10 protein-coding genes are annotated in these 12,219 nt (G+C 74.1%); 1 reads left to right on the forward strand and 9 read right to left on the reverse strand.

The features are described from left to right. Positions 1-3 precede the first annotated feature (3 nt). Genes ACFOX0_RS00800 through ACFOX0_RS00810 form a run of 3 tightly spaced genes read right to left on the reverse strand, consistent with a single transcriptional unit; the run spans position 4 to position 4,715 of the window. On the reverse strand, positions 4-1,941 hold the full coding sequence (locus ACFOX0_RS00800; RefSeq protein ID WP_377541417.1) for a prenyltransferase/squalene oxidase repeat-containing protein: 1,938 nt from the start codon (positions 1,939-1,941) through the stop codon (positions 4-6). Beyond that, positions 1,938-3,254: a phenylacetate--CoA ligase family protein gene (locus ACFOX0_RS00805; protein WP_377541418.1), complete on the reverse strand. Its 1,317-nt coding sequence runs from the start codon at positions 3,252-3,254 to the stop codon at positions 1,938-1,940. Before ACFOX0_RS00805 ends, ACFOX0_RS00800 begins: the two co-directional genes overlap by 4 nt. Before the next feature lie 15 nt (positions 3,255-3,269). Further along, on the reverse strand, positions 3,270-4,715 hold the full coding sequence (locus ACFOX0_RS00810) for a KamA family radical SAM protein (protein ID WP_377541419.1): 1,446 nt from the start codon (positions 4,713-4,715) through the stop codon (positions 3,270-3,272). 277 nt (positions 4,716-4,992) lie between these two features. Here ACFOX0_RS00810 and ACFOX0_RS00815 point away from each other — a divergent pair, with 277 nt between their 5' ends. Then, entirely contained in the window at positions 4,993-5,721 is a 729-nt protein-coding gene (locus ACFOX0_RS00815; protein WP_377541421.1) for an SDR family NAD(P)-dependent oxidoreductase, read from the forward strand. Positions 5,722-5,779: 58 nt separating this feature from the next. On the opposite strand, the gene ACFOX0_RS00820 is transcribed toward ACFOX0_RS00815, so the two are convergent. The 6 genes from ACFOX0_RS00820 to ACFOX0_RS00845 all read right to left on the reverse strand — a co-directional run bounded on the left by ACFOX0_RS00820 (position 5,780) and on the right by ACFOX0_RS00845 (position 12,175). Beyond that, complete coding sequence (locus ACFOX0_RS00820; RefSeq protein WP_377541422.1) at positions 5,780-8,722, reverse strand: helix-turn-helix transcriptional regulator; 2,943 nt, start codon at positions 8,720-8,722, stop codon at positions 5,780-5,782. Positions 8,723-9,257: 535 nt separating this feature from the next. Next, positions 9,258-9,680 carry a VOC family protein gene (locus ACFOX0_RS00825; RefSeq protein WP_377541423.1) on the reverse strand — a complete coding sequence of 141 codons (423 nt, stop codon included), beginning with the start codon at positions 9,678-9,680 and terminating at the stop codon, positions 9,258-9,260. Position 9,681: 1 nt separating this feature from the next. Continuing rightward, positions 9,682-10,455 carry a GNAT family N-acetyltransferase gene (locus ACFOX0_RS00830; protein WP_377541424.1) on the reverse strand — a complete coding sequence of 258 codons (774 nt, stop codon included), beginning with the start codon at positions 10,453-10,455 and terminating at the stop codon, positions 9,682-9,684. Positions 10,456-10,778: 323 nt separating this feature from the next. Then, positions 10,779-11,201 carry a hypothetical protein gene (locus ACFOX0_RS00835; RefSeq protein ID WP_377541425.1) on the reverse strand — a complete coding sequence of 141 codons (423 nt, stop codon included), beginning with the start codon at positions 11,199-11,201 and terminating at the stop codon, positions 10,779-10,781. Between the two features lie 51 nt (positions 11,202-11,252). Beyond that, a complete protein-coding gene (locus ACFOX0_RS00840) occupies positions 11,253-11,444 on the reverse strand; it encodes a DUF397 domain-containing protein (protein ID WP_377541426.1) in 192 nt (63 codons plus the stop codon). Beyond that, entirely contained in the window at positions 11,432-12,175 is a 744-nt protein-coding gene (locus ACFOX0_RS00845) for a Scr1 family TA system antitoxin-like transcriptional regulator (protein WP_377541427.1), read from the reverse strand. The genes ACFOX0_RS00840 and ACFOX0_RS00845 overlap by 13 nt, the downstream gene beginning before the upstream one ends. Between the last annotated feature and the right edge of the window lie 44 nt (positions 12,176-12,219).

The following is a 12,219-nucleotide window of genomic DNA, read 5'->3' on the forward strand; positions in this document are numbered from 1 at the left end:
GCCTCACAGATTCAGTCGGGGGAGGGCGCCACCGGCCGGGGCGTCGTCGTCGACGAAGGCGGCCAGGGCGGCGCCCAGACAGCCGGCGAGCGGACCGGCCGGTTCCCGGCTGAGCGGGCTCCAGGCGTACCCGGTGCCGGCGCGCACCTTGGCCAGGAACCGGTGCAGCGCCGGCCGGTCGACGGGCAGGCCGAACACCGTGCTGGTGAGCACCGCCTGGTAGGTGCTGAGCAGGTCGGGCACGGCCCGCGCGACGGCGGCGTACCCGCCGAGCGGGCTGGCCCACCGGGTGAGCGTGCCGGCCAGGTCCCGGCCCCGGCCCGGCTCGCCGAGCAGCGCCAGCGCCCGGGCCGTCTGCGCGGTGCCGATCACCGTCGGGCCCGTCGGACCGGCGGCCGGTGACGTCCCGGTGTGGCCCGGGCCCGCTGCCGGGTCGGCCCGGAGCGGACCGGGCAGGTGCGGGTTGGCCGGCCCGGTCAGGAACCGGCGGACCGCCGGCACGTCCAGGGTGGCGGCGAGGTCCAGGCCGGCCAGGTACGCCGTCTCCAGCGCGGACACCGTGGAGGTGAGGTCGGAACCCCGCCCGTGCCAGTAGCCGAACCCGCCGTCCACGTTCTGCAGGTCGCGCAGCCAGCCGCGCAGCCGGTCGACGTCCAGCCGCCGGCCGTGCGCCCGCAGCGCGGCCACCGCCCACAGCGTGCAGCGCATCTCCGCGCCGCGGCCGGGCATATACATCACGCCGTCCTCGTACGGCAGTTGGGCGGCCCGCAGCCAGTCGGCCAGCGAACCGGCGCGCTGGTCGCCCGGCTGGGTCCGCAGCAGCGTCGCGGCGGTGGCCAGGCTGTCCCCGGCCGCCTCCGGCGCCCGGTAGGTGAACCCCGAGCCGGGCAACTGGTAACCGCGGACCAGATCGACCAGGCGGGCCCGGTCGGGCAGGTCAGGCAGGTCAGGCAGGTCGGCCCGGTCGTCCGGCCGGGCCGGCACGGGTGCCTCGTTGGCCAGGGTCTGCAGCGCGCCGACCGTGGTGAAGCAGGACCAGACGTCCGTCCGGCCGTAACCGGTCCAGCGTTCGTAACCGCCGTCCGACAACCGGCGGGCGGCCAGCCAGCGGCGCAACCCGGCCGGGTCGGCGGGTGCCGCGCCGAGCGCGGCCAGCGCCCGTACGCCCCGGAACGCCGCCCACGAGCAGGGCTGCGCGCCGGGCGTGAAGGCCATCCCGCCGCTGTCGTCCTGGCGCTGCCGCAGCCAGTCCACCAGCCCGGCCCGGTGCACCGGGACCGGTGCCGACCCGGCCGCCGCCCGCCAGGCCAGCGCCGCGTAGTAGCCGGCCCGGACGTCGGGCTGCCGGCTGCCGGGCTGCCAGGCGACGCCGGCCCGCTCGTGCTGGCAGGAGGCCAGCCACCGGCCGAGCCCCGGCACGTCCGGCACCGGTACGCCGAGCACCTCGGCGTAGGTGCGGGTGGCGTAGTAGGTGGCCCACACGTCGGGCGGCTGTCCCGGGCTCATCCCGAACCCGCCGTCCGCCGCCCGCAACCGGGGCAGCCAGTCGGCCAGCCGGTCGGTGTCCGGCACCGGCCGGCCCAGGTCGACCAGGGACTGGGTGCAGTAGTACGTCGCCCAGATGTCCGACGGCAGGCCGCGCTGCCAGGCGTACCCGCCGTCGGCGTTGCGTCGGCCGAGCAGGAACGCGGCCACGGCGTCCGGGTCGGCCGGCGCGCCGCCCAGCCAGCGCAGCGTCCGGACCGCCGCGTAGCTGCACCACAGGTCCGCCTCGGGCACCCGGGCACCGCCGTCGACAGTGGACAGCCCGCCGCCGTCCGGGGTCGCGCGGACCCGGCCGTCGGCGGTCGGCAGCCCGCCGCCGGCGCGGATCGATGGTCCGCCGGCCGGTACGGCGACCGCGTCCGACGCCGGTCCGGAACGGACGGTCGGGGCGCTCATGGGACGGTCACCAGGTTGGTCCGCTTCCAGCTCTTCTGACTGCCGCCGGACTTGCTGCCGGCCGGCAACTGGCGCACCACCGCCACGTCGTCCCAGACCACGCCGGCCTCGGCGAACCGCTTCGCGGCGGCGGTGGCCAGCACCTCGTCCGGTTCGGTCACGTCGACGTCGCGTTCCAGCACCAGCCGGCCCCGGCTGCCGTCGGCCTTGAGCTGGATGAGATAGCCGGTGAGCCGCGGATCGTCGTACACGATCGAGCCGACCAGGTGTTCGGTCAGCGCGGTGCCGCGCAGCTCGACCCGGTCGGTGCCGCGGCCGTGCACCCGCAGGGTGGGCAGCGGCAGGCCGCAACCGCACGGGTCGGGCAGTACGTCCACCCAGTCACCGGTGCCGTACCGCAGCAACGGCCGGGCGTGGTTGTTCAGTGTGGTGTCGACAAGTTCCCCGCTGGTCCCCGGCTCGGCCGGGCGGACCGTGTCGCCGTCCCGCAGCTCCACCAGGTGCCCGTGGCCGAGCAGGTGCAACCCGCCGCGTTCGCAGGAGGCGGCGATGGTGCCGGTCTCGGTGCTGCCGTACGAGACGTCCAGCACGTCGGCCTGCCAGTCCAGGGCCAGCTTGCGCCGCTGGCCCGGCAGGCACACCTCGCCGAGCAGCAGGACGGTCCGGACGCTGGCCCGGACCTCGGCCAGCACACCCCGGGTCTTGAGGATCCGGGTCCACTGGGCCAGCACCCCCGGCGCGGCGAAGACCCGCTCCGGCCGGTACGCGGTGAACAACGCCGTCAACCGGTCCCAGTCGCACATCCCGACGCTGAACGGGTAACCGCGCAGCAGTTGGTGGCCGAGGTACTCGCAGGTCGCGGCGACGAAGTCGGCCACCGGCACCACGTCGGACGGCAGCAGCGAGGCGACCCGGGACGGTTCGGCGCCGAGCACCCGCCGCCACAGCGGGCTGACCCCGATGACGTTGGCGATCACGTCCTCGGCCAGCCTCGGGGTGGGCGTGGGCACCCCGGACGAGCCGGAACTCTCGTAGTACTTCACCGCGCCGGTCAGGTCGGTCCGCAGGAAGTCGGCCGGGCGGGACTTCAGCAGGTCCTTGCCGGTCACCGGCAGCCGGTCCAGCTCCCGGTCGGCGAACCCGGGCAGGTCACGGTAGTACGGCACCGCGGCGGCCCGGTCCCAGAGCGCGTCCAGCTTCTCGTGCTGGACCCGCCGGACGGCGTCCGCGGCGAAGCCGGCAGCGGTCAGCTCATGCAGTTGCCGGTGTGCGGTCTCGAAGGCGTCCCGCGCCTGCGGGTTGTTCCACCACATGACAGATTCCGTCCTCTACGGTCGGGCGGTGAGTTCGGACAGCAGGCCGGACCGGTCATCGGCCAGCCAGTGCCGACGGCCCGACTCGGGCAGCGTGTCCAGCGGGTCGTAGTACTCGTACCGGCGGTCGGCCGCGCCGGGGTCCGCCTCCTCGACCGGGCCCCGGAAGCTCTTCGTCCAGTACGAGATGCCCAGCTCCCGGTCGTACCGGTCGACCTGGTGCACCCAGCGCTTGCCGGCGTACGGCACGTCGCAGACCAGGCGCGGGGTGGCGAAGCCAGGCAGGTAGCCCATGATCGAGTCCTGCAGCTCCTGCGCCCGGGACAGCGCGAGCCGCCAGTGCTCGCAGTTCGGGATCATGTCGCAGAGGTAGAAGTAGTACGGCGTGATCCCGGCCGAGTCCCGCAGCGCGAAGCACAGGTCCAGCAGCGCCGCCTGGCTGTCGTTGACGCCCCGCATCAGCACGCCCTGGTTGCGCACGTCGCGTACGCCGGCGGCGAGCATCGCCCGGGACGCCTCGGCGACCAGCGGGGTGACCTGCTGGGCGGCGTTCACGTGGGTGTGCACGGCAAGGCCCACCCCGCGCCGGGCCGCGGTGCCGGCCACCCGGGCCATCCCGGCCCGTACCTCGGTGCCCAGCCAGTGTTGGGGCAGCCCGGCCAGCGCCTTGCTGGCCAGCCGGATGTCCCGGACGGACTCGATCTTCAGCAGTTGGTCCAGGAACGCCTCCAGCCGCGGCCAGGGCAGATTGGCCACGTCACCGCCGGAGACCACCACGTCCCGTACGCCGGGGGTGGCGCGCAGGTAGTCGAGCATCCCGGCCAGCCGGTCGACCGGCCGCAGCGCGAAGCGGTACTTGTCCACCTGCGGGGTGGACGGGCCGACCAGGTCCATCCGGGTGCAGTGCCCGCAGTACTGCGGGCAGGTGGAGACGACCTCGGCGAGCACCTTCGTCGGGTACCGGTGGGTCAGCCCCTCCCGGACCCACATCTCCGCCTCGTGCAACGAGTCGCGGGTCGCGTACGGGTGGCTCGGCCAGTGCGGGTGCCGGTCGGAGGCGACCGGCAGCATGTACCGGCGGACCGGGTCGGCGTACAGCCGGTCGGCGTCGGGCGCGGCGTCCGGCACCATCGTGTTCAGCACGTGCGGCGGCAGCAGCAGCGACATCGTGGCGTGCCGGGCCTGGTCGGTGGCGAGGTCGGCGTAGAACGCGTCGTCGACCAGGTTGCCCATCACCTCGCGCAGCTGTCGCTCGTTCTTCACGCAGTGGGCGCGCTGCCACTGGGCGTCCCGCCACTGCGCCGGCGTGACGTTCCACCAGCCGGGAAACCGGCGCCAGTCCGGTTCGACGATCTCTCGGTAGCGGTACTCGTACCGCCGCACATCCTCGGGCATCTCGCTGTCCGGCCTTCCCCCACGCGGTCGACACCGGCCCGACGTCGCCGGGCCGGGGACGAGCATCGACGGCGCGCCGAGGTGCCGGCATGAGTAACCGCTACCCGTATTTGCCGACCGTGGTGACGGAACGTGACTGTCCTGGGCGGTGCGACAGGCTTCTCCGGGTCCGGCACGGGCGGGTCGGCGACGATCCGCGCTGCTGGCGCGGCCCGGCGGCCGATCGGCGAATATGGGTAGATCCGCGACCGTCCGGTAGCTCGGTGTGACCGGTGTCGGGATGGTGACCTGGGTCGTCGGGGTCCCTTGCGCGGTGCCGAGGCGGGCACCTACCGTCGCCGTCATGCGTAATGTCATCGTCACCGGAGGCGGTACGGGTATCGGCTACGCGATCGCCGAGGCGTTCGTCGCCGCGGGCGACCGGGTGGTGGTCACCGGCCGGCGCAAGGACCGGCTGGACGCCGCGGTCGAGCGGCTCGGCGGGTCGGCCCGGGCGGTCGCATTCGACGCGACCGATCCGGCCGCCGTCTCGTCCGCCCTGACCGAGCTGCCCGAGCGGGTGGACGTCCTGGTGAACAACGCCGGCGGCAACACCGACTTCGTCCAGCCCGCGGCCGACGACGACGACCTGGTCGCGCTCGCCGCGGCGTACCGGGCGAACCTGGACGCCAACCTGTTGTCGGCGGTGCTGGTCACCGCGGCCGTGGCGGCGCGGCTGGCCGACGGCGGACGGATCGTCACCCTCGGCTCGATCGCCGCCCGCAACGGCGCCGGAGCCTACGGCGCCGCGAAGGCCGCCGTCGAGGCGTGGAGCGTCAGCGTCGCCACCGAGTTCGGGCCGCGCGGGGTGACCGCCAACGTGGTGTCACCCGGCCTGACCGTGGACACCGAGTTCTTCCGCGGCCGGCTCACGCAGGAGCGCACCAACCGGCTGGTCGCCGCGACGCTGAACAAGCGCGCCGGTACGCCCGCCGACGTGGCCGCGACCGTGCTCTTCCTGGCCAGCCCGGCGGCCGGCCACCTCACCGGTCAGGTGCTGCACGTCAACGGCGGCGCCTACCGCGCCCTCTGACCCGACCGCCGGGCACGGCCGGCCCGGCCTCCCACATCGGACGGAGGCCCGGCCGGCCTTACCTCGGACGAAGGCCGGCCCGGCCGGTGTCCGAGCGGTCCGGGGCGAGGCCGGCGGCGACCTCGCACAGCGCGCCCCGGCCCGGTGCCCCGGTCTTGCTGATCAGGCTGGCCACGTGTTTCTCGGCGGTGCGGGGCGAGATGTGCAGCCGGTCGGCGATCGGTCGGTTGCCCAGCCGCTCACCGAGCAGGATCAGCACCTCGTACTCCCGGACCGTGATGCCCATCGCGCGCAGCGCGGCGGGCACCCGGAGCGAGCCGCTGCGGCGCTGCCGGACCGGCGCGCCGGCCTGCCGCAGCAGGCTCCGGCAGGCGGCGGCGACCGCCGGCACGTCGGCGCAGTGAAAGTGTTCCTCGGCCTCCCGCAGCCAGGCCGCCGGGTCGCCCCACCCGTCGCGCAGCGCGGCCTCGGCGACCAGCCGCCGGCCCAGGTGAAACGCCATCGGGTACGCCGCGGCGACCCCCTCGACCGCCGCGACGACCGCCTCGGCCCGGTCCGGCCGGCCGTCCCGACCGTGCCGGACGGCCTCGGCGAGCTGTCCGAAGCAGCGGTTCCACCGGGTCCGCCCGGCGCCCGGGGCCGGGCCGGCCGGGTCGTCCACCCGGTCCAGCGCGTCCAGCAGCAGCGCGATGCCCTGCCACCCGCCCAGCGGGTCGTCGCCGGCGGCCCGGGCCCGGCGCAGCTCCGCCCGGGCGCGGGCCCGGTCCTCCTGCAGCAGCGCGCCGAACACCCCGGCCAGCCCGTGCACGACCGGCCCGTGCCGGCCACCGTCGCCCCGCCAGCGCAGTTCCCGCAGCACCTCGTCCAACTCCCGGGACCGGCCGCGGTGTGCGGCCAGCACCGCCCGGGCGACCAGCAGCTCCCGCGCCGCGTGGCCGAGCCGGAGCTGGTCGGCACGACGCAACCGGTCCGTCAGGTCCACCACCCCGGACGGGTACCGGCCGGCGAGCACCTCGTGCAGCGCCAGCACCGCGTCGGTGTGATGCTGCGCGGCCACCGTGCCGGTGCGGGCGACCTCGTCGCGGACCCGGCGCAACGGACCGGGATCGCCGTCGCGCAGGGCCGTGTCGGCGGCGAGCAGCACCCGGGCGTACAGGCCCCAGCGGGGCAGTCGGGCGTCGGCGGCCAACCGCCGCAGCCGGTGCAGGCAGACCGTGGCCTCGTCCGGGTCGCGTCGCTGGACGGCCGTCGCGAGTGCGTGCCAGGCCTGGCAGGCCACCTCGGCGGCGGCGCCGGTCGGTGTCGCCGGCCCGGCCGGGTCCGCGTCGATCGCCCGCAGCGATCGGCGGGCGAGCGCCTCGGCCGCGCCGAACGGATCGGCACCGGGCGACTCCAGGGTCAGCTGCGCCTCGACCGCGTCGACGGCGGCCAGTTCCGTGGCGGTGGCCCCGGTGCCCAACGCCGCGCGGGCCGCGGCCACCTCGGCCAGGCCGTCCGCGTACCGGCCGGCGACCAGGGCCGTCCAGGCCAACCGTACGTGCAGCCCGGCGCGGTCCTTCGGGGCCCACTCCCGGCCGGCCATCGCGTCGGCGACGGCGAACGCCCGGTCGAGCAGCCCGGCCCCGGTCAGCGCCTGCAGCAGGGCGTCCACCACCCGCAGTTGCACCGCCGGGTCGGGGTCGTCGCGCAACAGCTGCCGGGCCCGGTCGAGCAGGCCGATGGCGTCGCCGGTGTCGCCGCCAACGAGGGCACGCCGCCCGGCCTCGGCCAGCAGCCGCCCGGCCGCCGGTTCGTCACCCGCGTCGAGCCGCAGGCCGGCCACGAGTTCGCACCACAGCCCGGGCAGGCCGGGATGTCGGGTCTCGGTCTCGTCGGCGGCCCGCCGGGCCAGCTCGACCCGGGCGGCGGGGAGCAGTTGGCCGAGCAGCGCGTCGGTGGCGTACGGCTGGGTGAAGACGTACCAGTCGGGGTCGGTGGGGTCGGCGGCGACCAGCCGGAACTCCATCGCGGTCCGGAGGTGCCGGTGCATCCGCTCCTCGTCCACCCCGGCGACCGCGCGGACCACCTGGACCGGGAACCGGGAGCCGAGCACCGCGGCCACCGTGAGCAGGTGCCGCCCCTGCGGGCCTAGCCGGTCCACCCGCCGGACGACGCCGCGGGCCACCCGCGGCGGCACGGTACGGCGGACCGGCCCGGCCAGCCGGCACGCGTCGCCGGTCACCACGAGCTGGCCGGTGGTCTGGACGGACCGCAGCACCTCCTCGACCACGAACGGGTTGCCGGCGCTGTCCGTCCACAGCCGCTCCAGCAGGGGCTCGGTCACGAGTTCCGGCCCGCCGCCGAGCAGCGCGCCGGCCAACCGGCGGACGTCGTCGCGGGTCAGCCGGTCCAGTGTGATCAGTGTGCGGCCGGGCCGGCGGGTCGCGGTGTGTGCCAGGTCGAGGGCCGGTCCGGGCTCGTCCCGTACGGTGGCGAGCAGCACCGTCGGTTGTTCGCCGAGATTGTCGGCGAGGTATTCGACCACCGCGAGGGTCTGCGGGTCGGCGTCCTGGAGGTCGTCCAGGACCAGCAGGCAGCCCCGGTCCCGACCGGCGACCGCGGTCAGCCGCAGCACCGCCTCGGCCAGGATGATCATCGACTCGCCGTCGGGTTCCGGGCCCCGGCTGATCCAGTCCGGCACCAGCCGACCCAGCACCGGCAGGTACGGGCCGAGCCCGGCGACGTCCGGCGGATCCGCTCCGCGCAGCAGCGACAGCAGTGCCTCGGTGAGCGGTCGCAGCGGGGTCACCGGTCCGACGCTGCTGCCCCGACCGCGGAGCACCCGGATGCCGGCGGCGGCGGCCCGCTGTTCGGCCTCCAGGGCGAGCCGGGACCGGCCGATGCCGTCCTCGCCGGTAATGAAGATGGCCGATCCTCGACCCGCCTGCGATTCGGCGAGTGCCTCGTCGAGCAAGCGAAGTTCGAGGGCCCGCCCGGTTAACCGGGCCACACGAGTTCGCATGGCAAATGACCGTACCGGAACGTAAACAAGGCGCTGTCGGATACCCGCAGCTTGTTTGTCCAATAACCGGGACGGGGATGTCACACGAACCTGACAGCGCCGTCGAACCTGCTTATCGAGGGGAAAATGCCGATAGGCGGTGGCGAAATCCGCGAATCCGGCTCCCGGCCCGTGCTGTCCGCGACGGCGGCCCAGGCGGGTCTGACCAGCACTTTCGGCTCGCCGGGCCCGGTCGCGGCCGGGCCGGTCCGGCGAAGCCGGCCGCCCGGCGCCGGCCGAATACCGGTTTCGGTGGCGGAAAATCGTGAGCGGTCAATCAATCGATTGGTCAGTAAAGCCGGGCGAAAATGCCTAACCGCTATTTTGCCGGTCGGGCGTGTCAGATCCACCGACACTGGTAATGCCCGGTCACCGCCGATCTCCTATTCTTCAACCGTTCTGCGGTGACCCGCTGCCGTACCGGCCAACGACGGATCGGTCGATCGGCCGCCGGGCGTACGGCCGTCGCCCGTACGCCCGGCGGCCGCCGGAACGGTCAGTCCGAGCCGGCGGCCGGCTGCTGCCCCCGGATGATCGCGTCCTTCTCGGCGGCGCTGATCTCGACGCAGAACTCGTTGCCGGCCGGGTCGGCGAAGACCACCCACCCCCGCCCGTTCGGCTTGCGCCGATCGTCGACGATCCGCGCCCCGAGCGCCGCGATACGGTCCACCTCCCGGTCGCGCGGCTGGTCCGGCTCCAGGTCGAGGTGCACCCGGTTCTTCACCGTCTTGGCCTCCGGGACCCGGACGAACAGCAGGGTCGGCTGCCCGACCGGTACGTCGAGGGCCACCTCGTCGTCCCCGGGCGCATCCTGCGCGTCCACCGGACGTCCGAGCACCTCGCCCCAGAACCGGGCCAACTCGTACGGCTCGTGCGGTGGCGCGCAGTCGATCGTGATGTGTCGGACGACGGAACCCATGTCAATTCCCCTCCGAGGTCGTGCCATCGAGTGCAAAGTAAAGGCGCTTGCCGGTCGGCGCGTAGCCCACACGTTCGTAGACGCGCCACGAGTTCTCGCCGGACGCCTCCAGCCAGGCGGCATCGGCGCCGGTCGCGAACAGCCGTTCGGTGATCGCCCCGGTGAGCGCCGCGGCGATGCCGCGTCGGCGGTACGGCTCGCGGACCGCGATACCGGTCACCTCGGAAACTCCCGCTCCGGGCGGGCTCGCCGCCCCGCCGCCGAGGTGGTGGCCCGCGACGTCGCGGGCCGACAGCACCACCCCGCCGGCCTCCCCGGTACGCCGCAGCCGGGCGACGTCTTCCGGGGTGGCCACCGGTTCGCCGCCGAACGCCTCGTTCTGGGCGGCGATCACGCCGGCCCACTCGTCGTCGGTCACGGGTTCGGCGATCTCGACCCCTGCCGGTACGCCCGGCAGGACGAGGGATTCGGGCGTGCAGGTGAGGTAGTCGTGCCGGGCCTCGACGGTGAAACCGGCCGCGAGCAGGCGTTCCTCCAGGGTCGGGGCGCAGCTGGTGACGTACTCCAGGCGCGGCACCCGGTCGATCCGCCGGAACGCGGCGACCAGGGCAACCACGTCGGCCGCCCGGACGGCCGCGCCGACCCGGGGCGTGGCGTAGTTGACGTAACGGCTGTCGGTGCCCGGGTCCCAGCCGATGACGAACGGCCCGACCTCGACGGTCGCGGGTCGACGGGACAGATTGACGACGACAGAATTCTGGACGATGTTGTCCATGATCAGGATGACCTCATGTCAGGTGGGAAGACGCTGCGGACGCGCGCCCACGCAAGGGGGCGCGGCAAGGTGTAGGGAACGCAGCGGAACGATGAGGTGTGCCGGCGCGGGCCGGCGTGGCCCGTCAGCCTTCGGAGCACCCAGGATGGCCGCTGCCGGTCGCCGAGATCACAGGCATCATCCTTCGTCGGAGGTCGCGCCGAGCGCGAGTCGGCGCCAACTCTCTCATCAAGATCTTTCTGCGTCAACGCTTTTTCGGGGCCGGCCCGGTGCCTCACCTGGCCGTCCCGGGACGACCACGCCGCCGGACCCGACGGCCACGGTCAGGACTGCTGGCCGGCCCGACGCAGCCGGCCGGCGCGGGCCTGCAGGTGCCGCCGCTCGGCCAGGCCGGCGGTGGCCTTCGCGGCGCGTCGGTAGTGCTCGTACGCCCTGGCCGGGTCGTCCGCCTGCTCCAGCAGGTGCGCCCGGACGGATAGCAACCGGTGGTGCCCGGCCATCCGCTCGTCGCCGTCCAGTGTGCGCAGCAGGGCCAGCCCGGCCGCCGGGCCCTCGACCTCGGCCAGCGCGACGGCCCGGTTGAGGGTGACCATCAAACTGGGTGCGATCCGTTCCAGGATCAGGTAGAGGGCGTGCACCTGCGGCCAATTGGTCTGCTCGGCGGTGGTCGCGTCGGCGTGCGTGGCGGCGATGGCTCCCGGCGCCTGGCGTTTCGACCGGGCGCAGTACATCAAGGCCCCGCCCACAAAAAACCCCCGGCGCCCGCCATGGGTACCGGGGGTTTCGTCGTCTGCGGCTCAGCGGCCCTTGGTGAACGCGACGAACTGCGCCCACTGCGCCGGCCCGAAGGTCAGCGTTCCGCCGTCGCGGTCCTTGGTGTCGCGGACGAGCACAACGCCGTGGAGGTTGTCGGCAACCTCCACGCACGCCCCGCCGTTGGAGCTACTGCGGGTGCTCTTGCGCCACTGGGCGCCGGTCAACTCAGCCATGATCGCGCTCTCAGAAAGTCGGTGGTCAGGTCGCGCGGCAGCGCTACCGACCTCACGGTATCCCAGACCGCCCGCAGCGACGCAACGTCATATGTCACGCGCCCGGCCTCTTGGTCGTCCAGGTAGCCGACGTCCTCACCGTCCGGCGTCGTGGCGATGACGAACGGTCCCGCCTGGCCCGGGTGCAGCCCGGCCGAGAACGGCACGACGTTGATCATTGTCCTCTCGGCCATGTCGACCAGGTGGTCGAGCTGCGCGGCCATGATGTCGACCGGCCCCCGGCGCAACGCCGCCTCGTCAATGACGAAGACGGCCAGCGGCGGCCGGCTGCGGTCGAACACGGCGACCTGCCGGCGCATCCGGGCGTCTACGTCGTCGTCCGCGTCGCCGGCACGCGGGCCGCTGGCGAGCACGGCACGCGCGTATGCCTCGGTCTGGAGCAGTCCGGGGATGACGGCGGACTCGTACCAGCGCAGAGCCACGGCAGTCCGCTCGATCTCGATCCACTGCCGGACCCACGCCGGTTGCCCGCGCCGGCCGGCGTCCGGCCACAGTTCCTCTGGGTCGCGGTCAAGCAGCCCGGCGACCTGCGCCCGGTATCGCGTCTGCGGTATCCGTCCCTGGGTGACCCAGCGCGCGACTGTCTTGGGATCGACCCCGATCCGCTCAGCGAGACTGTCCGCAGTCTGTCCGGCAGCGGCCATGGCCGCCTGTACGGTGCGGTTTCGCATAGATCCGTGCCTCCAATCAGGATATCCAGCTATGCCCCTAGTAC

Source organism: Micromonospora zhanjiangensis, assembly GCF_042650605.1.
GTDB classification, from domain to species: domain Bacteria; phylum Actinomycetota; class Actinomycetes; order Mycobacteriales; family Micromonosporaceae; genus Micromonospora_J; species Micromonospora_J zhanjiangensis.